Below are 23519 nucleotides of genomic sequence, written 5' to 3' on the forward strand. Positions count from 1 at the left end.
CATGTCAGATGATGTGGAGACCGGCGGGCGGTCGCCGCTGGCGAGCGATAGCTATTATCACGATGGCGCGCGCTGGGAGCGCGACATCTACCGCCGGCTCGAGCTCTCCAGAAACGCTTGGCGCGTCGTCGCAAGCCTGATTGGCCTTGCGCTTCTCGCGGCGCTCGTCGCCCTCTTCATGCTCATCCCCTTGAAATCCACCGAAGTGGTGACGCTCCTCGTGGACAAGGCGACGGGCTATGTCGAGGTTGCTCGGCCGCTTGAGAGCGGGGGGCCGATTTCCGAGCGTGAGGCGGTGACGCAGGCCAACATCGTCCGTTTCATCCGCGCGCGCGAAACCTACGATCCCCCGGCCCTGAGGGATAATTTCGAGCTCGCGTCGCTGCTCTCGAGCGGAAGCGCCAGCAAGGAGCTTGCGGAACAATTTTCCGTGACCAATCCAAACAGCCCGATGAAACTCTGGGGTCCGACCGGACGCGTCAAGGTCTATGTCAAGAGCGTGAACTTTCTCACGCATGGCTGGATGGATAACCCCAAGGCGCCCGCAACGGCGGCCGTTCGGTTCATGACGACGCGCACGAATGAGCGCGAACAGGTCATTGAACATTGGGCCGCGAATGTCAGGTTCCGCTACACGCAGGAGCCGATGCGCAACGAGTGGCGCTTCGACAACCCGCTTGGGTTTCAAGTCGTCGAATATCGCAAAGACCAGGAAACCGTGGCTCCGCTTGGCGGGGGAGGTCCGCAATGACCAACGTTTTGCTTGCGAGCCTCCTGCTCGCCGCCATTTTGTCGTCACCCGCCGTCGCTGAGCGCGCGCCGCTGCCGGTTGCGGCGGATTCGCGCCTGCGCACGGTGCCATTCGAGAGGGATAACGTCGTCACGATTTGGGGCACGCGGGGCGTCTCGACGATCATCGTTCTCCATGACGACGAGAAAATTGCAACGGTCGCGCTCGGAGACACGATCGGCTGGCAAGCGGTGCCCGATCAATCGAAGCAATTTCTCTTTATCAAGCCCCTGGAGCCGGATGCGGTCACCAACATGACTGTCGTGACGACGAGGAAGCGAATCTATTCCTTCATCTTGCGCACGAGCAGTGGACACGATCGTCGGGTCGTGTTCAAAGTCCGCTTCACCTATCCGGACGAAGAAGCAGACGCGCGGCTCTTGGAGAAGGCGCGCCAGCTTGCGGCCTTCCCCAATAAGCGGAATGCCGAAAACTCGTCGATCAGAAACTTTGATTACAGCTACAAAGGCGCGCCGTACGTCAAACCCGAGCACGTCTTCGACGACGGAACGAAGACCTATTTTCGCTTCTCGGGCGACGTTCCTGGCATCTTCCTGGTCAATCCCGATCGGTCCGAGACACTCGTGAACTACCGGCGCGAGGGCGGCATGATTGTCGTCGATCGCACAGCCGGTCAATGGACGATGCGCAACGGGGCCGCGACCGCTTGCGTCTTCAACATGCGCGCCGAAGCTGATCCGCCGCCAACGGCGCAAGAGACGGACGTGCAACCCGAAATCCAGGCCGTCCATGCGCCCGAGGGCGGTTTCTTGACGAACTTTCTCTCAAACGGCCTCGCGCCGAGCGCCAGCTTGCAGCAATAACAGGAGCGCCGGATCATGGCTGCTGATTTTGAGGAAGAAGGCCGGCTCGCGAACGAGACGGTCACGCGCCAGTCGTCGAACCCCAATGTGGCGCTGGGCGGGGTCGCGGTTCTTGCCGCCGCCGTCATCATCGCCCTCATGTGGTACGCGTCGAGTCGCAAGCAAAGCAAACCGCAGAACGCCGGCGACGAGTCATTTGCGACCGCGAGGCTGCAACCGGGCGCGTCTTTCGACCGGCCGCCGCCAAAAGTGGAACCCGCTAAATTCGTGATTCCTGCGCCTCCGGCTCCTCAGCCTGCCGCTGTGGTCAGCGCTCCGCCCGTTACAGAACCGAGGTTAGACGATAGCGAAGCGCGGCGCCTGGCGGAGCTCGAACGGCTGCGCAAAGAAGCCGAAGCGAAGGTCGAGGCTCGCCTTCGTTCGCCGATGCTCGCGATCAACGACCGGGAAGGAACGGCGTCGGTCGATCCTGTGGCAAGGGTCGGCGCCGAGAGGGACGAGGAAGACCCGAATCGCCGCTTCCTTCGCAACGCCGAAAATGACGTGACGCGCGCCCGCGCCGTCAAGCACGCGCGGATCGACGCGCTCGTGCCGCAGGGTTTCATGATCCACGGCGTCCTGGAAACGGGTATTCAGTCCGACCTTCCCGGGAATGTGAGGGCGTCAGTGAGCGAAGACGTCTATTCGTTCGATGGACGCCGCGTCCTTATCCCGAAGGGAACGATGCTCACCGGCGAATACCGCTCCGGAATCGTCCGGGGCCAGTCGCGCGTCATGATCGTCTGGACGCGCATGCTGCGCGCCGACGGGGTGTCGCTGATGCTCGGATCCTATGGGACGGATAATCTTGGCCGCTCGGGGCTCGCAGGCGAGGTGGACAAGCATTTTCTCGACAGGTTCGGAAATGCCGCCCTTCTCACCCTCACCGGCGGCGTCGCGCAATTCGTCGCCTCGCTCGGTCAAAATCAAAATTTTGCGACGAGCCAGCAATATGCGCTCGATCCGGTGACCGGCCAGCTCGTGCCCATAGTGGGCAATCCGAACTCCGTGCTCTTGAGCGCGCGGCAGATCGGGACCCAGTCGACCTCGCAAGCGATCACGCGCATGGCCGTAGAGGCGCTGAAAGACGAGATTCACATTCCGCCGACGATCTATGTCGATCAGGGCACGAGAATTCTCGTTTTTGTGAAGCGCGACCTCGATTTCTCCGACCTCTATCCGGACCCTGTGAAAGAGGCGCTCTATGAACTCAAGCACCCCAATAAGCGCCCGCGGCGCGACCAAGATACCGCTCTGGGAGACCCTGCCGGTGTTCTTCCGGAACGCGGCGCAGCCCATTCGGGTCTGGTTACAAAACCCTGACGTGATCGAGATCTGCGTCAACAGGCCCGGGGAGGTGTGGGTCGAGGCGCTGGGCAAGCCCGCCATGGAGCGCTTCGAGGTTCCCGAATTGACGGAGACGGCCGTGAGGCGGCTGGCGGAACATGTGGCCTCGATCACCCAGCAATCCGTGAACTCGTCGACGCCGCTGCTGTCGGCGGCGATGCCGCATGGGGAGAGATTTCAGGGGGTGCTTGCGCCAGCGGCCCCTTCTGGCGGCGCGTTCTCGATCCGCAAGCAGGTGATCGCCAATCTCGGCCTTGATGACTATGCGCGAATGGGCGCCTTCGAGGGCGTGAAGGTGAGAGGGCCGCTCAAGGCGGACCTCAACCACTATCCGGAGATCGAGACCGAGCTTGCCGAGTTGCTGCAGGACGCGACGCCTGAGGGCGTGCAAAAGGCGCTCGGCTTCGCGGTCAAAAACCACGTGACGATGATCATTTCAGGAGGCACATCGTCGGGCAAGACGACCTTTCTGAACGCGCTCCTCAAAGAGGTTCCAGCTGCCGAGCGCGTGATCTCGATCGAAGATACGCGCGAACTCCAGCCGCCGCAGCCGAACTGGTTGTCCTTGCTCGCCTCCAAGGGCGGGCAGGGGCTGGCGCAGGTGACGGCTCAAGACCTGCTGGAATCGAGCCTGCGATTGAGGCCGGACCGGCTGTTTCTCGGCGAAATTCGCGGCGCCGAGGCGGCGACATTCCTTCAGGCCATCAACACGGGCCATCCCGGCTCCCTGACCACGCTGCACGCTGATAGCTCCTACGGCGCCTTTGAGCGCCTGGCGCTGATGACGCTGCAATCAGAGCTCAAGCTGAGCAAGGCGGAAATCATGGACTATGTCCGCTCGGTCATACCGATGGTGGTTCAATTGCGCCGCCGGCCGACGCGCGGCGTCGCGGAAATTTATTTCCGGGGCTTTGGCAAGAAGGCGTGAGAGGGCCGATGCGCTGGATGCTCTATTTCCTCGGCGCGCTCTGCGTCTTGGCGGCCGCCTTCCTTCTCTGGGAGGCGTCCTACGCGCTGGCGGTCGCCTGGCGCACGCATAGCTGGCTGCTCTGGACGCGTTTTACCCGAGGATTTGAACTACTGCTGCCCCTGCGCGCGGCTCAAAGCGAATGGGGAGATCCAGTCGTCCAGAATTTGGTGGCGCGAGCGACGCTCGGCGCCACGATCGCTGTCGTTGTCGTCGCCGTGATCGCCATGCAGATTGTTCAAGGCGTTCGCGCGATAAGGCCGCCGCTCGGGGGCTCGAGACTCGCGGCGCTCAAAGATCTGCGCAAAGCGGATTTGCTGAACGGCGAGCCCGGCTACTCGATTTTCCTCGGACGCTTTAACGGCAAGGACGTGCGCTACAGCGGCGCGAGTCACATCTATGTGAACGGGCCGACGCGCGCAGGCAAGGGCGTCGGCTTCGTGCTCCCAAATGCGCTTGAATGGCGCGGCTCTTTGATCGGCTTGGACATAAAGCGCGAAATGTGGACAGAAATCGGCGCCGCCCGCGCGGCCATGGGCCAACGGGTTTTCCTGTTTTCGCCGGGTTCGGCGGAATCGCATTGTTGGAACCCCCTCGATCTCGTGTCGGATTGGCCGGAACGGGCGACCGATGTGGCAAATATCGCGCGAAGCCTCATTCCGACGCCGGCGACAGGAGATTCTTACTGGGCGGAAACGGCGCGGGGACTCTTCGCCGGCCTCTTAGGCTATGTGCTCGACAGCGACACGATGCGCGGCCAGCGCACGATAAAATCCGCGCTTAAGATGATGAGCCGAGGCCGCAGCCTTGCCGCCGTGATGGCCGATATTCTCGTCGCCGAGCCCGACCTGAACGAGTTCGTGGCGGATAAGTTTCGGCAGCACATTGGCCGCGAAGAAAAGCAGCGCATGTCCTTCGAGGCGCATATCGTCACGGCGCTTGATGGATGGAACAACAAGCTGGTCGACGATGTGACGAGCCGCTGCGATTTCAACATCGCGGACCTGCGACGAAAGCCGTTTACGATTTTGATCGGCACACCGGTCGGCAATTTCGGTTCGGTTGAAGCGGTCGTGCGTCTGCTCGTTCAGCAGGTTCACGACGTGTTGTTGAGGAGCCTTCCTGGCCTCGACGAGCCGCATAGGCTCCTCCTGATGCTCGATGAATTCTATCAGTTCGGTCGCATGCCCGAAATCGTCGATCGCGCGCCGCTCGTCGCCGGCTATGGGTTCCAAATCGCGGTCATCGCGCAGGGCCTGACCCAGTTGGACGTACGCTACGGCAAGCCGACTCGGGACATGCTAGTGGGCAATATGGACGTGAAGCTCTTGATCGGCGTCGGCGACGAAACGACCGCCAAATATTGCGCCGACGAAATCGGAAAGCACTACATTCGCCGCGAAGGCTGGGGGACGTCGATCGGCGGCGGCAGCCTCGTGGGCGGCACGCCCCGCGCCAGCCGCACGACGCAAGGGCGGTGGGAACTCGAGCCCCTGATGGCGCCGGAAGCCCTTCGCCGGTTGGACAGTAAAAAGTCTGTTCTGCTGGTTCGCGGCCATTACGCGGCGGTTTTGGATAAGATTAACTTTTTCATGGATGGCGGATACAAGCGGAAGGTCGCGGCGTCGGCGCCTTTCAGCGCTCAACTGAGCGTGCCGGATGTAGGGGCTGCCGGCCTCGCGTCGGACTGGTCGACTGATGCGGGAGCGACGATCGTGTCTGCTGCACATGGGGCGAAGCACGACGCAGCGTTTGCGCGCGTGATGGCGGTCGCAGAGGAAATCTTCGTTGACGCTGAGCCTTTCCGCGTGGCTTTTGTCGCGGCGATGAACCAAGCGAGCAATGAGCCGGTAGCTACGCTTTGCAAGCAGCTTCGGACCGCGCCTCAGTCGGTCGCCGTTCTGAAGAAGCCGCGCCGCTTCACGATACGACGCGCGGACCCGCCGGAGGTTTTGACTAGGTCGGTGCGCGCGGAAATCGTCGCCGCCCGAAATCTTCTCAATGCGGACCGCGCCGAAAGGGCGGGTGTTGCGGCTCACACCGAACCTGGGTCTCACGATTTACGTGGCGTCGCCCCTGTGCCTTCCCCAGCTGATTTAATGCCACCGCCGCCGTCCATCACCTTGGCGAGCGCGGGTGCCGGGGGCATGGTGGAGAAGACGCCCGAACCGCCGGATATGCTCGGGCTCGTAGCTGCCGTCAGTTCCGAAGCCGCCGAGTGGGTAGAGGATGTAAAGGCCGCAGTCGCGTCGTGCGTGACGGGAGAGAGGCGAGCGGAGTTCGAAGCAGCCGTAGCGGGCCTGGAAGCGGCCGCGAGTCTTTTCCAAGACACGCCAGATGATTTGCACGAACTCCTATAATGTAGGACGCGCGCGGGTGATAATCACACAATTGCGCTGTGAAGCGTGACCAACAGACCTGGCTCCGCGTCTCACGCTTTGGGCAATGGCAGGCGACCTTGGAGGTTGTAGCTTAGGTGTTCAAAGGACATAGGTGCACAAAGGAAGCTGCCATCTTTACTGAGAAGCGGATTTACGGCTTCGCGCGCCATCTTCTGCATTCACGGCTGCTTCTTCTTTCCCAAAAGCCGACTTTGGTCCAGCGTACTGGAACCACAGTTGTTCACGCCCACCGCGACTGCGGGCCAATCATGCCGCTCACGTGAGGTGCCGCGCTTCCTTGTTATAGGTAATGCGCCCCTCGACGATTCCGATGAACAACAATTTTAGTCCACTCCCTTTCGCGATCGCGCACGACGCGCAGTCGATTGATCGGCAGGCTTGGAGCGCGCCACGCCGGGGTCGACTGTCTTCTGCTCGGGTGCCGCGCCCGACGGCTCGGCCTGCGCTTCCACCGCTACTTTTGGGGCGACCGCCGACGGTGGCACATCGTAACATTCGCCCGCAATCCAAGCGGAGATAAGTTGGTATTCCACGTCCTTCGGAACCTGCGCCGCTCCGTAACGCCGTGACTCCACATGCGCCATGCCGACACGAACCCCGGCGCGATTGCCGGTCGCGCGCTTCTCGAAAACCGCCAGTAAGCAGCCGATCGACAAGCCCTTGCTCGAGAGGGGCGAAAGGACAAACCGCGCTCCCCCAAACAGCTTCAGGCTTTCTTCGTAACGGGCCATCGTCTGCATCAGGCAGCGGTATAGTTGAAATGGATTCCACTCCGTGGCCCGCAGAATATCGCGAACATCTACATCGTACCGATCGAACAGGAACTCGCCTAGCGTATTGATAATATCATCTCCGCGGCGCGCGTCGGCGGACTGCACGGGGAGCACCGGGCAGATCTCATCCGGATCGGTACGCTCGCCGATGCGCGTGAGCTGCTCCAGCACATCCTCCGCGAGCACCGGGAACCACACGATCGGCCACCCAAGCGAGGCCTCCTCGTCGAGCCGGAGCGCCAGGCTTTGGATCGGCGCAAGATCCGTCTCAATTTCGAACTTGGTGATTGAGTTGTCGATCGTCGCGGACTCCGCATAAACGACGTGTAGGTTGATCGAGGAGCCGAGTGGCGCCACGGCGTCAGGTTTCACTAAGTGGCTGAGCAGCGTGTTAAGGACAGTGAGATAGACGAGGCGGGGAAGCGCACTGATGTCTACGATGATGTCCGTATAGTCGCCTATCCAGGTCTGAAAGTCGGCCAGTAGCACTGCCGCGCTTCGCGACACATCGCGGATGCCATCGGCGTCGGTCGTGATTAGGTGACGGATTTCCAGCGCGTCGCCAGGAAAGAGCGCCTGCAGGCCCGCGCGGTTCTGAGCGCCAAGGTCGGACGCGGCCTCATCCGTTCCGTATCCCTCGGACATGTCAATCGCCAAACATCTGCGCGCCACGCCGGGCGCGCACGCGATGATCTCCTTCGCCGGTCCGATCACTCGCGGATCGAACCCCGCGCCGACGATGAACAGCAGCCGTCTCCCGTGCGCCTCGAGATGCTTGCGCCAAAAGCCGCGAAACTGCTCGGAGCGATAGAGATTATATGGGTCCCACCACATGCTCAAACCAGCGTCATCTTGTTATTCGCGCGGGGCACGACGCCATGCGACCAATCCTGAAGCCGCCGGAGCGACACGCGTTGCCAGCCGCCAACGTGATAGACAAGGTGATAATGCGCGCAAAACAATCTGTTTAGATACAGAACGACCCACATCTTGTTGTCCTGTTTGTGATTGTCCCGAACCTCGAAGAGATTCTGTGCCACACAGGAACTGATTGTCGAGGCCAGCTCGAAATAAGGGTTGCCTGGTCCGTCGCGCCCGGCCTGTACAAGCCTCTCCCGGTCCTGGCTCGACAGCGCGATCCCCGTTACGCCCGGCGCATATGGGGCGTTTGGCTCGTAGGTCTTCTCACGGCACATTTGGCCGATCGCCTCGATGAGACGCTGCGCCTGAGGCCCGAGCGCGAAAAGGCGTGGTAATTCTTTGAGTCGCTTCTCAGCCAGTTTCACCAGAGCGTCATTCTGGCTTTTCGCAGAGACAGAGACCGGCCCGCCGCCGCGAGAACGCGTGATTTTCTGTGCATAGATGTGCTCGTAGAGCACCGCGCAAATCTGCAAAAATTCCTCTACATTGTATGAGCTCAGCCGAACGACGCGTTCGATCCCGTAGAAATACGGTACATCAAGGTTCGTGCAGACGAAACGCTCCGCCGCCTGCGGCACCCCAGAACCGGTTCGCTCGTCGAGCTCTTCATCCGACAGCGGCATTAAGTCTAAGGAATGTTGTGATTTCTGCTTCTCGCGCGAGATGAGAATGCCGATCCTCGTCCATTCAATCGCCTTGTTGAACGGTTCGGCATCGTACACCTCTGCATTAGCAATCCATTGGTCAAATAGGCTAGTTCCAGCAGCGAGCTCGCGAATCTTTCGCTCAAGATTTGGCAACGCCTTAGCGATCTTGTCCTGTGTCGCATAGTCCGTGACGCTGTTCGAAAGACAGTCGCCAAAGCTTTCAAGGTCGGAACGCATCTGAGCCATGCGGCGATCTGCAATCGACGTTACGAAGGTCACGTATTGCTTGGGCCTCGCCTTGCTCCAAGCCTGCTCTATACGTACTTCTTCATAGTCCCGGCGAGGGATCGCACCCGTCAGCAATTCGGACGGATTGATCACATAAGTACGCTCAGCAAACCAGACCGAGGCACCGGAGCGGTGGTCCAACAGTTCGCTGTACAACAGGGTTCGCTGCCATGGACGAAGTCGATGCACATCATCGAACATAACGATGGGCCGTGCCGCTACTGCCCTGCCATGCACTTTGAGAGAGATCTGCGAGAGCCACAGTACGGCGTCGAAATGCATATGCAAGGGTAGGTCCACACTAGCGCTCCCAACCGCATCGAGCTGGGCAAAGCAGCGGGACTCAACATCCTCTGCCCAAGCGCGAAGCGTACCAAGATCGGCCGTACGCGGGACAGGCCCTTCATCGAATAAGGACGTCGTATAGTCGCAGATAATCGCGCTCAGCCCATTTGGATAATCAAGATCATATAGCGTGCAAAGCGCACGCAATGTCCGCAGGATGATGCGCGCATTGACTAGAGCACGGAAGAGCGCGCGCGAAGTGCGTTCTTCGAGTTGAGGGCCGATCTCAGCATAGCCACTCGCGCAGGGAACCAGAATGCCAAACGCGAGCGGCGTGGCTTCCTCGACCACGCCGAGCTGAGCAAGGCTATGATGAATTTCCTCGTGCGGCGAAAGGTGGCGATTGCGAATAACTTGGATGAGCGGTCCAGGAGTAAATATCCGCAAGAGCGAGGTCTTGCCTCCGCCAGGCGCGCTGCGCAGCACGAGCGCGCTTGTGGCGAAGAGATCCTGCGGAAGGATGCTCAGGACCTCGGACGCGAAATAGCGCGAGAACACCTCGTCTGGTGAGGATGTCTCGGAGGTTCGGATGGCGAAAGCGTTGCGGGCCACTACGCTACCTCGCGATGCCGCACGATTCGGGGAAAAAGGCCACGCGCACTCCCCTTCTCGAGCGGGTCCGCCCAGAGAAGGTAGATGCTGTTGTTGGGGCAATTGTGCGCAAGCACGAGCGGCAGGGCACAGGCGGCGAAGCCGCGCTTCATCGTGTCCGTTCCGCCCTTCGCTTCATGCTCGTCGAGCGGCCGGGTTCGGTAGTAGGAATCGCCATCGATCAATTTCAGAAAATCCCCGTCACGCGCGTAGTCCAGCGCCATGCCAGGCGACAGCTCGTACACCGCAGTGATGTCTGGAACAGGGATCGATTGCTCGGCACAATAATCCGCAAGCTCCTCGCTGATATAACCGACCGCGGCCTTGGTCGCGACGTAAAGCACGATATGCATTTTGATCTCAGCATATTTGATTAGGCACGATGCGTCCTTGTTGGGCTGGAATTGCTTCAGTGCCTTGACCAGCTTCCCCTTCCACTCATCGCCTTCCTTGCGGATATAGGAGATACCGCTTGCCGAAAAATCATCGATGAGGACAATGCGTGTGAATTGCGCGTCCTTGTCGCCAAGAGCCACGCGCAGATCTTTAAGCATGCCCGCCGACTTCGGCTTGCTGATCTCATAGGCCTGCCAGACCTGCTCGTTGTCGAGCGCCGCCGCACGCCGGAAGATGTCCATGCGCGAGCCGTCGCTTAGGCCGAGGAATAGGGTCTGACGCAGCGCACGCGCGTAGGCCGCATGGCGGATCACTTCGGTGACGCGATACGGCGCGGTCCCGATACCGCCCGCGGCATCGGCGATCAACGACGGACGAATCACGTCCGGAAAGCTGGTCTCGACGAGATGGCGCATGTCGGCCGCCGAAATGAAGACAACACGATCGCGCACAAATGCATAAGCCGTCTCACGTTCGGCATTCGAGCCGAATTGCTTTAGCCAAAGACACAGCGCCTCGAGAAACTTCTGTCCGGGCCCGAACTGCTGATACTCGTCATATTTGAAGCGCGCCATCCGATCGAGATGCGGAAGCTCTTCGACGACGCGATCCTCCTTCCAATCCATCACCAGAGCGAGCAGACTCTGCGCGAGCTCTTCTTTCAATCATTCCTCCCCATCAGCGCGCTTACGCCACGCACGCAGGGCAGGCAAGATGCTCGGCTGCCATAGGCGCTTTTGCGGACGCCGGAAGGGCCGGAATGTCGCCGGCGAGCAACTTTGCAATCTGCCCTTTAAACGCGCTCTTTGTCGACGCGTACATGCCGCCGCGCGCGCCTTCAAAGCCGCAATTCCAGGCGGCCAGCGCTTGGCCATATTGGAGCGCCTGCGTCAGCTGAGTCGGCCTTAGTTTCTGAAGCCCCGCCGGCTGGAGCCGAAAGGTTTCGGCCAGGAAGCCCGCGCTGCACCAGTCACCCGAACCGCAGGTGTCGATCAGCCTTGGCGCATCGATCGCTTGTAGTGCCAGCCAGCCGCTTCTCTGGCCGCCGAGCTTATGCCGATAGCGCAGCCCACGATCGCCCAAGGTCTGGATCTCGATCATGGTCGCTGTGTCGCGACTCCAGAGATCCTCGACCTTCGCAAGACGCGTCTCGGCATATTTCACGACATGCGCCAACGCGATAGCTTCCTTCAGCAACCGGGGTTCAGCGACGCCCGACGGCTCGTACATGATCAAGGCGCCACTCTTCGCGGCGATTGCAGCCAGATCCAGGATGCCCCGCGACAGCCGATCCATGAAGAAGACCGTCGAGCCCTGCAAATCCGGGGCGACACCCTCCACGACGGCGCGCGTAACCGGTTGAAAGCTCGGCAACCGTTTGCCACAGCGCGGGCAGGCCCAAGAGAAGGAATGGGTGGGTGTGCCGTCGCGCTTGCGCCTAATCTGTTGAACGATGATCGGCGTATGGGCGCTCGGCGTGCAACTCGCATGGTCGAGATGCACGCCCCATCGGCTCAGATCGGCGCGCACGACTTGCGATGCCGCATCGTCGCCCAGGCGCGCAATCGGATAAGAATTCCATCCCAGATAAGCGAGCGCGGTCAGTACATTGCCGCATGTGCCGCCCGCATGCGCCCCAAACGACGAAGGCGAATCAGCGCTGACGATCAGGTCGAGCGCAATCAAACCCGCACCAAAGGCATTTGGATGTCTTGGCCCCTCAGCCTTCTTCACGGACGCCCCCGACGACTTGATTGCCCCAGCCGGCCTGGGAGCGCTCTGGGACTTACTGGGCATCGGACTTTGCTCCCTGCGAGGGCGATTCTAAAACGAACCTACACCTTCTGCGTGCGCTCGGCGAGGCGCGCGCGCAAGCACTTGGCTCATTCCCAAACAAAGCGACCGTTACGCAGCTGTAGTCTTTCTAGATAGCCAAGCAGCACCGATGGCCCGCGCGATCCCACTGGCCCGAGGTGCCAGCAGGTGGCGGGGTCGAGACTGACCTCATCCACGCTAAGCGAAAATGGCTCTGCCAGCAATTCATGATCATTGCCGGGCCAGCGGCCGCGGTCACCGATGCACAAGAGCGCGCCATCGCCGGCATTTTCCCGCATGGCGTCAACGACAGCGCCCTTTGCACGGCTCGCGTCGATGATGTCAATCGAATGACTCGACCGCACGATGTGCACGCCGCTGACGCCTTCGGACAGAATGGCCTGTTGCGCGAGCAGCCAGAGATGGTCCTCATGCAAGGCATGCCTCGGCTCCAACGTGATCTGATGCGCGCGATCCGTGTGCTCGGCGCACAGTGCGACTTCCGGCTGGGCGCGGAGACGGGAGGCGACCGCCGCGAGCGCTCGCGATGGCTGGGCGCTGTGGTCCGGCGTGTCGTCATCAATCAAAGGCGCGATCTCAAGACCATTATAATAGCCTACGGTGACGCTCGGCCACAGCGCCTCTGGAAGCGCGTCACGCAGGGACTTGCGCACCGACTTTCCGCGCCCGGTCGCGATCGCCAATGCAAATCCGTTCTCGGTCAGGCGGATGAGGGCCTGCACGATGTCTTCCGCCGGAGGCAAGGTTCGGGTGCGCGTATCTACGATGGTGCCGTCATAATCCAGTACAGCGCCGACGAACGCGGCGTTACGCAATTTGCTGTCAAAGCCTTTGTACGCATTCTGCCAGAACGCCAATTGCCCACGGTTGGTCAATGTCGCACAGGATGCAAGCGCTTTGCGTTCGATCGCGACGATCTCCGCTCCGCCAGAGCGCGCCTTGGCGCTGCTTACGACTCGCAGACCATACAGCTTGCGTCCGAATTCCGGTACGCCAGGCTGACCAGGATCTATGCCGCGGGCCTCGCCGGCCCACCCCGTGACCCGCAAGGACGCGACCAGCGCGCCAAGCGCCACCGCGGTCGGCGGCCCGGGCAGCTTGATGCGGGCGATCGGTATCTCATCCGGAATGAGCGCGAGCGTGCGCTCTGCCACCCTTTCATCGTTATCTCCGATCAACGCGATAATTGCGCTCTGCTCGCCGCGCTTCGCGAGCCAGTGATGACGCCCGTGCGCGAAGTTACGCCAGTCGGCATAGTGGAGATTGCCGAGCGCGGCCTCCGTGAATTTCGATTCAAGATCGATTGCCCCGACGCGCGCGTTCGGACCATGCAACACGATCGTAGTCGAGCGTTCCCATATCGGCGCGGTCGCGTCTCGCCATCGAGCAAGGTCTTCCTCAGAGAGGAGTTGCTCGATCTGGTGCTGGACCGCGTCCCAGCCGACGATCGACTCTGTTGCTGTCAAATAGCTGCGCGTTAGCAAGGCGGCGAAGCCGAACAGAGAATTGGTGGCGAGAAAGCCGTCCTTGCCCGCTGGAGGCTCGAACAGCAGCAGATCGCTATAGGCATGACGCCGTGCCGCCGCCGACAGCGGACTCCGCGCGCGGCCGCACAAGACCGCGAGCTGCCGGGGTTCGCGCACCACCGCATCTTCGAATGCAGCATTGATGTCGACATTGCTGCCGCCGGCGCTCAACAGCCAAATGGACGCTGTGCGCGGCGCCGGCTCGTTGAGCAGCTCCGCAGGGGTGGCGATCCGTGCAAGCTGCCCGGCAAGCCCCTGGTGAGTCTGCGCCAGGAAATGCGCGGCGCTGAGCGACCCTCCTGAGCCGACCGCGACCAGCGGACCGAGCGCGGCCGCGCCGACCGCACGCACTAGATCGTCGATGGGCGCCGAGCTAGCCCATGCCAGTGTCTGCGTAAGCCTACCCATTTCCTGCGCATAGGGGCGTGCCACGGTGCCGAATTCCTCTCATCTGGTCCCGCCTTTATACCACTAACGAGCGACGGAACAAATACAGAACATCCGATCAAGCCTCCCTCTTATATGGCCCGCCGCCCGTCGACAACGCGCAAAAGCGAGTACGCCAAAATAAGCGACCAGACGAGCGCCATGAGCGCCCGCCGCCGCGGAGCAGCACGATGCTCTCGTCGCAAGTGCGACGTCCGTAAGCGCGCTCCACGGCTTCGGCGCGATCAAGGCCCGAATGGGCTCAACACACTTCCTGATGAAGCGGCTGCCTCTCCTGCGAGATGGCCGCAGCGGCGCTACATCGACTCGCCTTCGGCTTCATCTCGACCCTGACGGCGCTCTTGTTGGCGGAAGCGTTCGGCATTCTCCGCGTCTATCCGTCTTTGCTCGTCGCGGTTAGCTTGATCGAGCACGCGTCTTTGCTCAAACCGAAGGGCCTGAATGGCCTCGCTTTGCGCGGGATCCGCTGGAATTTCGCGGGCTGGACTGTTGTCCATGGCCCGTTCCGCCTCTCGGGCCGCTCGGGCCTCCTCTGGGGCGCGGTATGGTCTGCCTTCGCTGCCGGTAGCGGCGTTGGTTTCGTGAGCTTCCTCGGCGTCTGCAGCTTGGTGGGCTTCGCGCTCCGCCTCGGAGTCAACGCGTACGCGGATGCTGTTAAGCTCGATCGCACGCTCGGCTGGCGTCGTGTTGAGGGCCGGTTGATCGGGGCTTTGACGGTATGCCGAAGCGGGCGCGACGGGTTCCACCGGTGTATCCTTTTCTTTCGTCCCGGGCCGCTCGTTTCCTTCTGTCACGGTCGCGCGCCGAGCTTCGATCTCGGCGCGCAGTTCGCGAATGCGGTCCTGCAATTCCGGGTTCGTGATCTCATAGCCATTCTCCGCCGCAAGTCTGGCGACGGTTTCTTTATATTCGTCGCTTCCGCTGACGCTCAGCGTTCCCCATTTTTGAGAGGCGAGCTTCAGAGCCGCATTGACGCTCTCCCCGTTGCCCCAATCGCGAATGTCGAGCTGTTTGCCGCTGTCTATGAAAGCAAGAGTCTGGAACGCGCCAGTCTCTCGATCATGGCGGTTGTAGTGGATCTCCGTCCCCTTCTTCTCATTAGTGAACAGAGCGCCGACGTTTCGTGGCTCGGGCTCCACGAAACGGTCGCCCACGATCTGCCCTGGATTACGGTCGAGCCGCTCTTGCTCTTTGGTTGCCCCTTCGGCGCGAGCAAGAATGTCGCGCGACCGCCGCATCAGATCATCCTTGACGGCGCCCTCGGGCAGGTAGCCGCCTAGACGGTCCATGGCGTCAGCCATATTGCGTCGGGCGGCCTCCATCGTTTCGGCTGTTCGCATGGCTTTATCCTCCTTGGAAACAATAGGCTGTTCTTGCGCTCGCGGCGTCAGCGCGGCGTCGACGCGCCGTTGGAAAGGCAAAACGGCGCCTTCGTCGATCCAGTCGACGGGCTTGCGGAGCGCGTTGAGGGCAGGGGGCACGACGAAGACTCGCGCCGGTAGCTCGCGCGACGGGCGCAGCTCGAAAATTCGCTTAGCGGGAACATCCAAATAGACGAGCCGCATCGGGCCACTTTTCGCGGCAGAGAACTCGGCAAGCGCACGATCGATGGAAAAGAGGGGCGCGCGGTGAGAACCATCATTCGCCGCCTCGGCGCGAAAGAGCCGCAGTGCGCCTGTGGCGAGCGGCGGAAGAACAGCCGCACGGCGCGCGGCCAATGATTTCCATTCAGAGGCCGCCTCGGCGGCGCGGCGACGACCCTCCTCGCGCGTGGGTCGGTGAATTTCACGGTTCTGCACCCGCTCAACGCGCCGCCGGACGCTTTCCGGCGCAATACCGCGCTCGACCATTTTCACGTCCTTGAGCCGATAGGAAGGCGCGTGAGCCTGATCGAAGCGACGAATAGCCTCCATGGGGATCTGACGTTTGCGCGCTTCCTCGGCGAGCCTTTGCCGCCATCGGTTGAAATCCTGAATTCCAGGATGCAGCTTTTCGCCCGTGGCGCTCGTTAGCCTCACGGCAGCATGGACATGAATGTGCTGCCTGTTCGTGTGCATCACGAAAACATACTCGTGGCCCGTGAACTCGCGCGCGAGGGTGGCGCGCGCGGCATCCATGAAGGCCTCCTTGTCGGTTCCCGGCTTCGCGCTCAAGATCACATGCGCGAAATCCCGCGGGCTGCTCGATCTCATGGCGGGGCGCCAGGTCTTGGCGATCTCCAGCGCCGGGTTAAAATTCTCAGGCTTCGGGCGGTTCGCGTTGCTCGGCTGTTTTGCAAAGTGGCGATTGGCGGCTTCTTCCAGACTCATACCGGCGTCGGTCTCCGCAGGAAGCGCGCCTGCCTTGGTGAGCGCAGCAAGCTGAGTCGTCGCACCCTCGACGCCATGCGCCCAAACGGGCGCCGAGAGATCGACGTCGCGGCCGAAGGCGTCCTCGATTTTGTCGTGGAAGCAACGAAAAGATTTTGCGTTGGCGTAAATCCGCTCCTTTTTTCCGTTTCCGTCTTGCCGCGCGCCAGCGGCGACAGCGACGAGATGCACGAGCGTAGAGTCGTCCCGCTCCTCCAGCCTCCAGGCGTAACGATGGTCGTCGAGTGCGACCGCGAGGCCGACCCGCGCTTCCTCGGAACCGAGCCTGCCCTCGAATGTGAACGTGACGCGGAAAATATCGTTCGAAGGCTCGCGCGCGTCATCTTCGCGCCAGTGCGCGGCGAGATCGTCGACGGCGGCCTTGCCGGTCACGAGAGTCCCATCCTCGCGTTCGAGGGTGAGCTGGCCCTTATCGCTCTGATAGTTAAGAAGCGAGGCGGCGCGCGCGCTCCCCGAGCCGTAGCTCGCGAGCTTCACGACGGCGGCTTGCGAGCCGGCGGCGAGACCGGCCTTGGCGGCAATCGATGCAGCGGGGCTTGAGGATCCAGAAGAAGCGGCCTCGGCTGATAAAGGCTTCACTCCCGGAGGAAACCGTGACGCCGGGCGAATCGCCGGTTCCCCGCCGCGCCCGCTTCCCGGCCGTCGCAGGGCCCATTCGTCTTCGAGTTTCTCGCCGGCGCGACCCGACGGAGCGCCCGGCCCCGAATAGGGCAGGCCGTTTGCAGGGGTTCGAGACAATGGCGACGAGCGGGCAGGGGAGGCGCCCGCTGCTCCCAGAGGCGCCCCAGAATCCATCGCCTCGAGTAGCGCCCGTCGTGCGCGAAAATCCCTTGCCGTTCTGATCCCGCGCAAGCGCTCGGACAGGGGACGCAGGTCATACGCGACAAGATCAATCATTTCGACCGCCCAGCGACAACAGCTTCCGCGCGTCGATAGGATTTGACGCAAAGCGACCGATAGAGGCGATCGAGCTCGCCGATTGCGCGGCTGACCGCTTCCAGGTGACCCTTCATATCTTCGCTTTGGATCACATGTCCCGCATTCATGTGATGGACGGCCTGGTTGAGATTATTGCCGACGGCGCGCATTTGTCGGGTGAGCGCAATGACTTCGACGCGCGCCTCGCCTGTGAACGTCGGTCCCAAAAGTGCGGCGGATCTCGCCAAGCGCCGCAATGCTTCGCTTGGCGTCACATTCAAGGACTCGCAAAACTCCCCAAAGAGCGCGTGTTCTTGCGCGCTCATACGGACGCTGCGCGTCACTGCCTTACGGCGGGAACCCGTCTGCTTGTCCGCCATGTCTCAGCTCTGCCGTGAGGGTTCGGTTTGGCTTGGCCAAACTGCCGGACCCAAGATAGCCCGCCCGGCGAGGGCACATAAGAAAATGTGCTACATTTTCGGTATCCTGCCAAGAGGAAATCAATCTCCAAAAGTATTAAATCATCAACATGCTCATATTCAATCATGCATTACTCGTTTAGTGCTCGCCTCCGCGCGCGTCATTTACATCAAATTACATCAACTGTCCTAACAGAAACCCAGCCGATGCGCAGGGTAGTTCGCTCGTGCCCATACAAAGCTCCATAGATCTCATTGAACGCTTACGAGAAGAGCGCCAAATGCGTCCCCATGCTCATTAAAAGCTCATGCCGTGCTCATACCGAGCTCAGGGGACGCCCAAGCGATTATTCATCCTCCGCGCCCACTGCGCGCTTCCGCATGACGCCCGGTTGCAGATATTGCCATTTTATTATATTTTGCGCGCATGGATCTCGAAGATCAGAAGGCGAAGCTGAAACAACGGCTGCTCGCCGCTCCAAAGCGCGAGCGCAGCCTCACCTTCGCCGCGCTGCTGCGGTCCATGCGCGACGAGATCGCGAAGGCCTGCAAGGAAAAAAACCTCTCCTATAAGGACATTCAAGAAATGCTCGCAGCGGATGGCCTCAATGTTTCCATCGCTACGTTGCGTCGGCACCTCGGCGAAAAGCGTAAGGGGAGGGGAGGCGAGCGTAGCGAGACGCCAAAAACGGGAAGCGTGAACCTTCAGCCCGCGCCTCCAGAGGCGGCGCAACCTTCGGGCGCTGCGCAGGCGGCGCCCAGGAACAATGGCACAAGATCGGAACAGGGCGCAGCGCGTCCGGTCCCGCCAATGCCAAGCCCGATCATCCGGGCACCCGAGGCGGCGAGGGCCGGAAGATCGGACGATCCATCCGTTCCTCGAGCGTCATCCTTTTCCATTCGACGAGACCGCGAGCAAATTTAGGAGCGCGCTTAATGAGCAAGGCGATTTACGTGGTGGGCGGCAGCAAGGGCGGGGTCGGGAAGTCGCTCGTTTCGATGGCGCTCGTCCACAATCTGACCCAAAGAGGCGAAGAGGTCTTCGTCATCGACGCCGACACCTCCAACCCAGACGTTTTCAAATCATACGAAAACGAGGTGGTCTGCGAGCTCGTAAATTTGGACGAGGCGGACGGTTGGATTCGCTTCGTCAATATCTGCGACGAAAACAAAGACAGCATCGTTGTCGTCAACACGGCGGCGCGAAACAACATGGGCGTCGCCGCTTATGGCCGGACGCTCAGCCAGTCTCTCGAAGAGCTCGAGCGCGAACTCGTGACGCTATGGGTCGTCAATCGTCAGCGCGATAGCCTTGAACTGCTACAGGACTATGTCGACGCGATTCCGAACTCGCGAGTGCACGTCCTGAAGAACGGCTATTTTGGAGCCGACGCGAAATTCGAGCTTTACAATGGCTCCAAGGTGAAGGCCTCGGTCGAGAAACAGGGCGGGCATTCCCTGCTGTTCCCCGACATGGCCGATCGCGTGAGCGACGATCTCTACAGCAATCGCCTGAGCATCGCGCGCGCATGGGAAACCATGCCGATCGGCAATCGAGCTGAACTGCGGCGTTGGCTCGAAGAGGTCAACAAGGTGTTTGCGACGATCGTCGCCAATGACTGACGCGGCCACTTCGCTTTCGAGCTTCGAAAGGCTGCTTGGACGCGCAGCGACCGAACGCGAGCGCGAGCAGCTGCGACGGGTTCAATCCGAGTTGGGTCTGCGGGAAAATGACGCGCTTTGGCTCGTGATTTTCGCGCTTCAGTACTACGAAGGACTCTATCGGCAGTTCCCGAAAGCGATAGCGGCGGAAGCGCAACGCGTTCTCTCGGAAACACGAGTGGCAGCAGAGGCGACGATTCGAGCAGGCGCTGAGTCGGCGAAAGCGGACTTGGCAAAAGCGATTGCGACGGCGGCCCGAGATGTGGCCCGTGACGTCGCAAGGCGGCAAATGATTCAGTGGCTCATCGTCGGAATGCTCGTCGGCGCATGTCTCTTTAGCGTCGGGGCCTATGTCGGCGCACGGTCGGCAATTTGGCTCGGCGCTGTAGGCGTCAAAGGGGAAGGTTGATGCCTCGCCCGAATTATCGAAAGAGCGCTTCGATATCTGCCATCGGTCGAAATAGCTTCCTCGGTTGATCCGGGAAAGGAAGAAAGCTTTCGCGCAAATAGAACCTTTCCGCGTTCTCGTCCTTAGCCTCGACGACCACTGCAAAGGGACGCGATCTCGCTACGCAACGCCCAATAAAGGGCGTCGGCAAGAAGGAACCGTCTATAGCCCTTTCCCTGATGCCTTCGATCAATTGCGAGGCGGCCGAGCAGCGTCGCCGGCACGAGGGGATAACGAGGTAGTTTGGGAGCGAGCGTCTCGGGGAGTTCAGGCAACTTCAACGCCGTCGACGACAAGGTGTAATAGCCCGCCAGATTCCCGCCCTCCAACAAGAGGACAAAAGGCGCCGCCAATTTCTTTCTGGCGTCCTGGCCGGCCTGCGTCCGAAAATATCGGTCGAGGGGCTCGACGCCGCTCTCGAAACCCGAGCGGTCGTGTTGGACGCCAAGCACTTCACTCCGCAGCCCGTCCGCCTTTTCGTCGCCCACGTGTTAGACGCCAGCGCGCTGACGATAACGACGGATCGTATCGCGTAGGCGATCGTTGACGGGCGTCGGCTCCATGAGCGCCTGAACGAAGACTTGGCTGTCTTGCAACGAGAGATTGAGGATTTGATGCTCCTCGATGGCTCGGCGCGCAGCGTCCTGAACGCTGGTTAGAACAAAATCCGTCACCGTACGGCCTTGCAGGGCGGCGGCACGTTCTATCAAGCGCTCTTGCTCAACGGTTCTGGTAGGGCTCGCCGAGTTCGAGCGCGAGTTGATCCGTTCCCGCACCAGCGAAGGCCGCGAGCGCGCCAAGGCGCGAGGTGTACGGCTTGGCCGCAAGCCTAAACTCACGGACCACCAGAGGATGGAGGCGATCCAACGGCGCGACAACGGTGATGACTCTTGCAGAGATTGGTCGAAGCTATAACGTATCGGGCTGGACCATTGCGAGGCTTTCACCGTAACCCCCGATAACCTGCCCATGGTCGATAAGCTCACGCCGGAACAACGCAGCGACCTTACGGTCAAAGTTCGGAGTGACGGGGGAGCCGAAGCTGCCTCATGCAAAGGTGTCGCTCGTGTCCCTGATAGATGCAGCAAGAAGGTTACACGTTTGCTCAACCTTTTGCTATGTTCAGTCTGGCAACAGATGGAATGAGACCCCATTTCTATCCAGTCCAGTAAACGAGACAGGGGGTGTCCAATGCGTAAGCTCACACTCTTGATTGCCGCTTTATCGCTCGCTTCGAGTCTTCCTGCCATGGCGCAAAGCGCGTCGAATACGCGGCAAGGTGACCGGCAAGACATCGGGGGCCACTTTCGGTATCAGCACCGGGATTGGAGCAAACAGGAGGGGCACCACGTCCACAGCGTTTGTTGGGATTGGGACCCCGGTGAAGGTTGGGTGTGGGACTGTAACGAGTGAGGTCACCTACCCGCAAAAATTTGCTTGAGAGGCCCGCCTACTCCGAGTGATGGATGGGTCTAACCTTCCATTCGAAGTAGGCGGGGCACAACGGTGCAATGATGTTGGCTCAATAGAACAAAGCCTTTATGAAGGCGGGTTTGGATTTGCGAGTCAGTAGACGATACAGAAACCGGCGGTAAGCAAGCCGGAGCCGAAAAGCGTACCTGAGACCCGCTCATCGGGGATCGTGTAACTGGCGATAGAGATTAGCAGGCCGACCGTTGCGACATAGATCGGTATGAGTATGAGGTCGCGTTCGGGTGGTTCCCTTTGGAGCTTGCGTCGCCATCCCATGTTGGAGACCCTCCTTCAAGCCCAAGCCAAGCCGCTCGTTTTTTGGGGTTCACCCTCACGTTAACCATCTATTAACCATACGGCGCGAGCTTCATCCCGCAACGTCAGGACAACCGCCTTTTTCAGACCCACGACACCCCAAGGCGACAAGGCTGGCGTTGCACCACTCCTACCAAGAACCTCTCAGCAGCGAGAGACGCGACGGTGGTGGTGGCGCCTAACGCCAGCCCCGTGATAGTGGCGCAAGCCCGTCTCGCCACCCTAGCCGGTAGCTCTAGCTGAGCTAAGTTACGAGCGATAAGGGGTCGCGACCCGAGAAAGAACTGGTTTGACAATCGGCGTAAAACTCACTGGAAGCCAGAGGCTGCATTCCACCCTGTTTGACAGTCTAACAAATTGAAAATGCTAGCCTTTACCCCTCCCCTATGAAGTGGCCGCTAGATGGCGCTTAATCTCAGCCGCCACGGCGTCCACATGTGTCCGGGCAAGGTCGTGATCCCCGCCAGGAAAGACCCAAAGGCGCGCATTCGGAAGGAGGGCTGCCAGCCACTTTCCGACCGCTACTGGACTGATCGGGTCCGCATCGCCCCACAGGAGCAATGTTGGCGCTTCGATAGATTGGATTTGGATTGAGAGATCGCCGACAGGATCCGAAATCCACTTGGCGGCATGCGGGTATGCGGCGAAGTAGTCGGGCCCCCAGTCGCACCCGCCGAGATCGGCGACCGGCACGCCACCAGAAGTCACAGCCAACACGAGACGCTTGACCATTCCAGGCAGCGCCAGCGCAAGCATGATAGCGATTAGGCCGCCCATCGACTGAGCGACGATGTCGACCGGCTCAACGATTTCATCGGCCACCAAGGCGACAAGGTCGTCGATCCCGTTGATATCAGGGCGCGCCGGTTCGTCGCCTAACCCGGGCCATGCGAAAAACACGCCTTCCACGCCGGCGCGGTCGGCGACCGGCTTCCAGAAAGAGGCGCTGCCCGATGCCCCCGGAAGAAACAGAACCTTAGACATGGGCAGATCCTATGATTGCCTTCAGCACCACGGAAGATGACACCGAACGGGTTCTGATGGGGCGCTTGTGGTTCCGGCTACCGAGCGTCAGATCTACCACTGGTCAAGCAGCGACCGGGGGGGCCCAAAGGGCCCCCTTGAGGAGCCGCGTCAGCGGCTCCGTCGGCCTCGCGATTTCGTGGCTTGATCCGGTTTGTCCTTCTTGTCGGATTTCGCCGTCAAGAGCGAGAGTTCGTTCACCGCAAAGGTCTGACCGTAGTGCGTTTCGCCGTCCTTCTTCCATTCGGTCTGGAAGGGGGTAGAGCGGACGAGAACAAGATCGCCGGGCTTGAGGCTTTCGGAGGCCCACTTGAGCAAACCGCTCTGGCGCTCGAAGATCGAGTGCTCATTCCAGTGCGTGCGCTCGACCCAGGCGCCTACGCCGTTCTTGTAGTTGGCGTTGGAGGCGATCTTGACGATCAGGTTCTTGCCGACGCTCTTGATCGAAGCGACGTGGCCGATCTGGTTCATTTCACAAAGATGCGCCATTTTTCTCTCCATCGTTTGGGGCCGTCCCCGTTGCGATGGCGGTCGTTATTCGACGGCTGAGAAGACTGCGGAGCCGCAAAGCGGGCAAGCGAAGCGCCGCGCGCCGATCGTGACGAGGAATTTTGCTTGGCGAGGAATTGTCGCGCAGCGGCAAGGGGAAAATTCTTCGGCGCAGGCGCCGAAGCAGGCTTCGCCGTCGATAGACCTGGCCACTATCAGCAACGGGGCGCTCCCCGAGACGCGAGAGAGATTGGCGCGCGTTTT

At 60.9% G+C, this 23519-nt stretch carries 20 protein-coding genes and 1 pseudogene; 9 read left to right on the plus strand and 12 right to left on the minus strand.

Annotated elements, in window-relative coordinates; all coding sequences use genetic code 11:
• Position 1: 1 nt before the first annotated feature.
• Genes MET49242_RS01770 through virB11 form a run of 4 tightly spaced genes read left to right on the plus strand, consistent with a single transcriptional unit; the run spans position 2 to position 3928 of the window.
• The gene (locus MET49242_RS01770; RefSeq protein ID WP_051133894.1) at positions 2–751 is read left to right on the plus strand and encodes a virB8 family protein; all 750 of its coding nucleotides are present in this window, start codon (positions 2–4) and stop codon (positions 749–751) included.
• Positions 748–1614, plus strand: coding sequence for a TrbG/VirB9 family P-type conjugative transfer protein (locus MET49242_RS01775; protein WP_036279559.1), 867 nt, complete (start codon positions 748–750; stop codon positions 1612–1614). The genes MET49242_RS01770 and MET49242_RS01775 overlap by 4 nt, the downstream gene beginning before the upstream one ends.
• 15 nt (positions 1615–1629) lie before the next feature.
• The gene (virB10, locus tag MET49242_RS01780; protein ID WP_084678836.1) at positions 1630–2976 is read left to right on the plus strand and encodes a type IV secretion system protein VirB10; all 1347 of its coding nucleotides are present in this window, start codon (positions 1630–1632) and stop codon (positions 2974–2976) included.
• Positions 2924–3928, plus strand: a complete 1005-nt coding sequence (gene virB11 / locus MET49242_RS01785) for a P-type DNA transfer ATPase VirB11 (protein WP_144259421.1) — start codon at positions 2924–2926, stop codon at positions 3926–3928. The genes virB10 and virB11 overlap by 53 nt, the downstream gene beginning before the upstream one ends.
• 149 nt (positions 3929–4077) lie before the next feature.
• On the opposite strand, the gene MET49242_RS26010 is transcribed toward virB11, so the two are convergent.
• Positions 4078–4362 carry a hypothetical protein gene (locus MET49242_RS26010; RefSeq protein ID WP_244430655.1) on the minus strand — a complete coding sequence of 95 codons (285 nt, stop codon included), beginning with the start codon at positions 4360–4362 and terminating at the stop codon, positions 4078–4080.
• Here MET49242_RS26010 and MET49242_RS23095 point away from each other — a divergent pair.
• Entirely contained in the window at positions 4339–6327 is a 1989-nt protein-coding gene (locus MET49242_RS23095; protein WP_244430650.1) for a type IV secretory system conjugative DNA transfer family protein, read from the plus strand. The genes MET49242_RS26010 and MET49242_RS23095 overlap by 24 nt on opposite strands.
• A 365-nt stretch (positions 6328–6692) precedes the next feature.
• On the opposite strand, the gene MET49242_RS01795 is transcribed toward MET49242_RS23095, so the two are convergent.
• The 6 genes from MET49242_RS01795 to MET49242_RS01820 all read right to left on the minus strand — a co-directional run bounded on the left by MET49242_RS01795 (position 6693) and on the right by MET49242_RS01820 (position 16448).
• Complete coding sequence (locus tag MET49242_RS01795) at positions 6693–7976, minus strand: hypothetical protein (RefSeq protein WP_036279990.1); 1284 nt, start codon at positions 7974–7976, stop codon at positions 6693–6695.
• Positions 7977–7978: 2 nt separating this feature from the next.
• Positions 7979–9895, minus strand: a complete 1917-nt coding sequence (locus tag MET49242_RS01800) for a hypothetical protein (protein ID WP_036279992.1) — start codon at positions 9893–9895, stop codon at positions 7979–7981.
• Entirely contained in the window at positions 9895–10995 is a 1101-nt protein-coding gene (locus MET49242_RS01805; RefSeq protein ID WP_036279994.1) for a hypothetical protein, read from the minus strand. The genes MET49242_RS01800 and MET49242_RS01805 overlap by 1 nt, the downstream gene beginning before the upstream one ends.
• A 22-nt stretch (positions 10996–11017) precedes the next feature.
• The gene (locus MET49242_RS01810; RefSeq protein ID WP_158497233.1) at positions 11018–12064 is read right to left on the minus strand and encodes a PfkB family carbohydrate kinase; all 1047 of its coding nucleotides are present in this window, start codon (positions 12062–12064) and stop codon (positions 11018–11020) included.
• 149 nt (positions 12065–12213) lie between these two features.
• On the minus strand, positions 12214–14124 hold the full coding sequence (locus MET49242_RS01815; protein WP_036279996.1) for an HAD hydrolase family protein: 1911 nt from the start codon (positions 14122–14124) through the stop codon (positions 12214–12216).
• Positions 14125–14435: 311 nt separating this feature from the next.
• Positions 14436–16448: an LPD7 domain-containing protein gene (locus MET49242_RS01820; protein WP_158497234.1), complete on the minus strand. Its 2013-nt coding sequence runs from the start codon at positions 16446–16448 to the stop codon at positions 14436–14438.
• On the opposite strand from MET49242_RS01820, the gene MET49242_RS25400 reads away from it, so the two are divergent.
• Positions 16419–17048, plus strand: coding sequence for a hypothetical protein (locus MET49242_RS25400; protein WP_158497235.1), 630 nt, complete (start codon positions 16419–16421; stop codon positions 17046–17048). The genes MET49242_RS01820 and MET49242_RS25400 overlap by 30 nt on opposite strands.
• Before the next feature lie 353 nt (positions 17049–17401).
• Here MET49242_RS25400 and mobC read toward each other — a convergent pair whose 3' ends face one another.
• Positions 17402–17806, minus strand: a complete 405-nt coding sequence (mobC, locus tag MET49242_RS26490) for a plasmid mobilization relaxosome protein MobC (RefSeq protein WP_084678838.1) — start codon at positions 17804–17806, stop codon at positions 17402–17404.
• A 975-nt stretch (positions 17807–18781) separates the two neighbouring features.
• On the opposite strand from mobC, the gene MET49242_RS01835 reads away from it, so the two are divergent.
• Together MET49242_RS01835 and MET49242_RS01840 are read left to right on the plus strand one after the other, a co-directional pair.
• Complete coding sequence (locus tag MET49242_RS01835) at positions 18782–19468, plus strand: P-loop NTPase (RefSeq protein WP_036280009.1); 687 nt, start codon at positions 18782–18784, stop codon at positions 19466–19468.
• A complete protein-coding gene (locus tag MET49242_RS01840; RefSeq protein WP_051133931.1) occupies positions 19461–19916 on the plus strand; it encodes a DUF6753 family protein in 456 nt (151 codons plus the stop codon). The genes MET49242_RS01835 and MET49242_RS01840 overlap by 8 nt, the downstream gene beginning before the upstream one ends.
• 13 nt (positions 19917–19929) lie before the next feature.
• Here MET49242_RS01840 and MET49242_RS01845 read toward each other — a convergent pair.
• Both MET49242_RS01845 and MET49242_RS01850 read right to left on the minus strand, forming a co-directional pair.
• Positions 19930–20443 (minus strand): annotated as a pseudogene (locus tag MET49242_RS01845) (GNAT family N-acetyltransferase).
• Positions 20444–20446: 3 nt separating this feature from the next.
• The gene (locus MET49242_RS01850; protein WP_244430652.1) at positions 20447–20731 is read right to left on the minus strand and encodes a DUF1778 domain-containing protein; all 285 of its coding nucleotides are present in this window, start codon (positions 20729–20731) and stop codon (positions 20447–20449) included.
• On the opposite strand from MET49242_RS01850, the gene MET49242_RS26015 reads away from it, so the two are divergent.
• Positions 20685–20870: a recombinase family protein gene (locus tag MET49242_RS26015; RefSeq protein ID WP_244430654.1), complete on the plus strand. Its 186-nt coding sequence runs from the start codon at positions 20685–20687 to the stop codon at positions 20868–20870. The two genes, MET49242_RS01850 and MET49242_RS26015, sit on opposite strands and share 47 nt — an antisense overlap.
• 1257 nt (positions 20871–22127) lie before the next feature.
• On the opposite strand, the gene MET49242_RS01865 is transcribed toward MET49242_RS26015, so the two are convergent.
• On the minus strand, positions 22128–22727 hold the full coding sequence (locus MET49242_RS01865) for an alpha/beta fold hydrolase (RefSeq protein WP_036280017.1): 600 nt from the start codon (positions 22725–22727) through the stop codon (positions 22128–22130).
• A 150-nt stretch (positions 22728–22877) separates the two neighbouring features.
• Positions 22878–23255 carry a single-stranded DNA-binding protein gene (locus MET49242_RS01870; RefSeq protein ID WP_144259424.1) on the minus strand — a complete coding sequence of 126 codons (378 nt, stop codon included), beginning with the start codon at positions 23253–23255 and terminating at the stop codon, positions 22878–22880.
• Between the last annotated feature and the right edge of the window lie 264 nt (positions 23256–23519).

It is taken from the genome of Methylocystis sp. ATCC 49242 (assembly GCF_000188155.2).
GTDB lineage: Bacteria > Pseudomonadota > Alphaproteobacteria > Rhizobiales > Beijerinckiaceae > Methylocystis.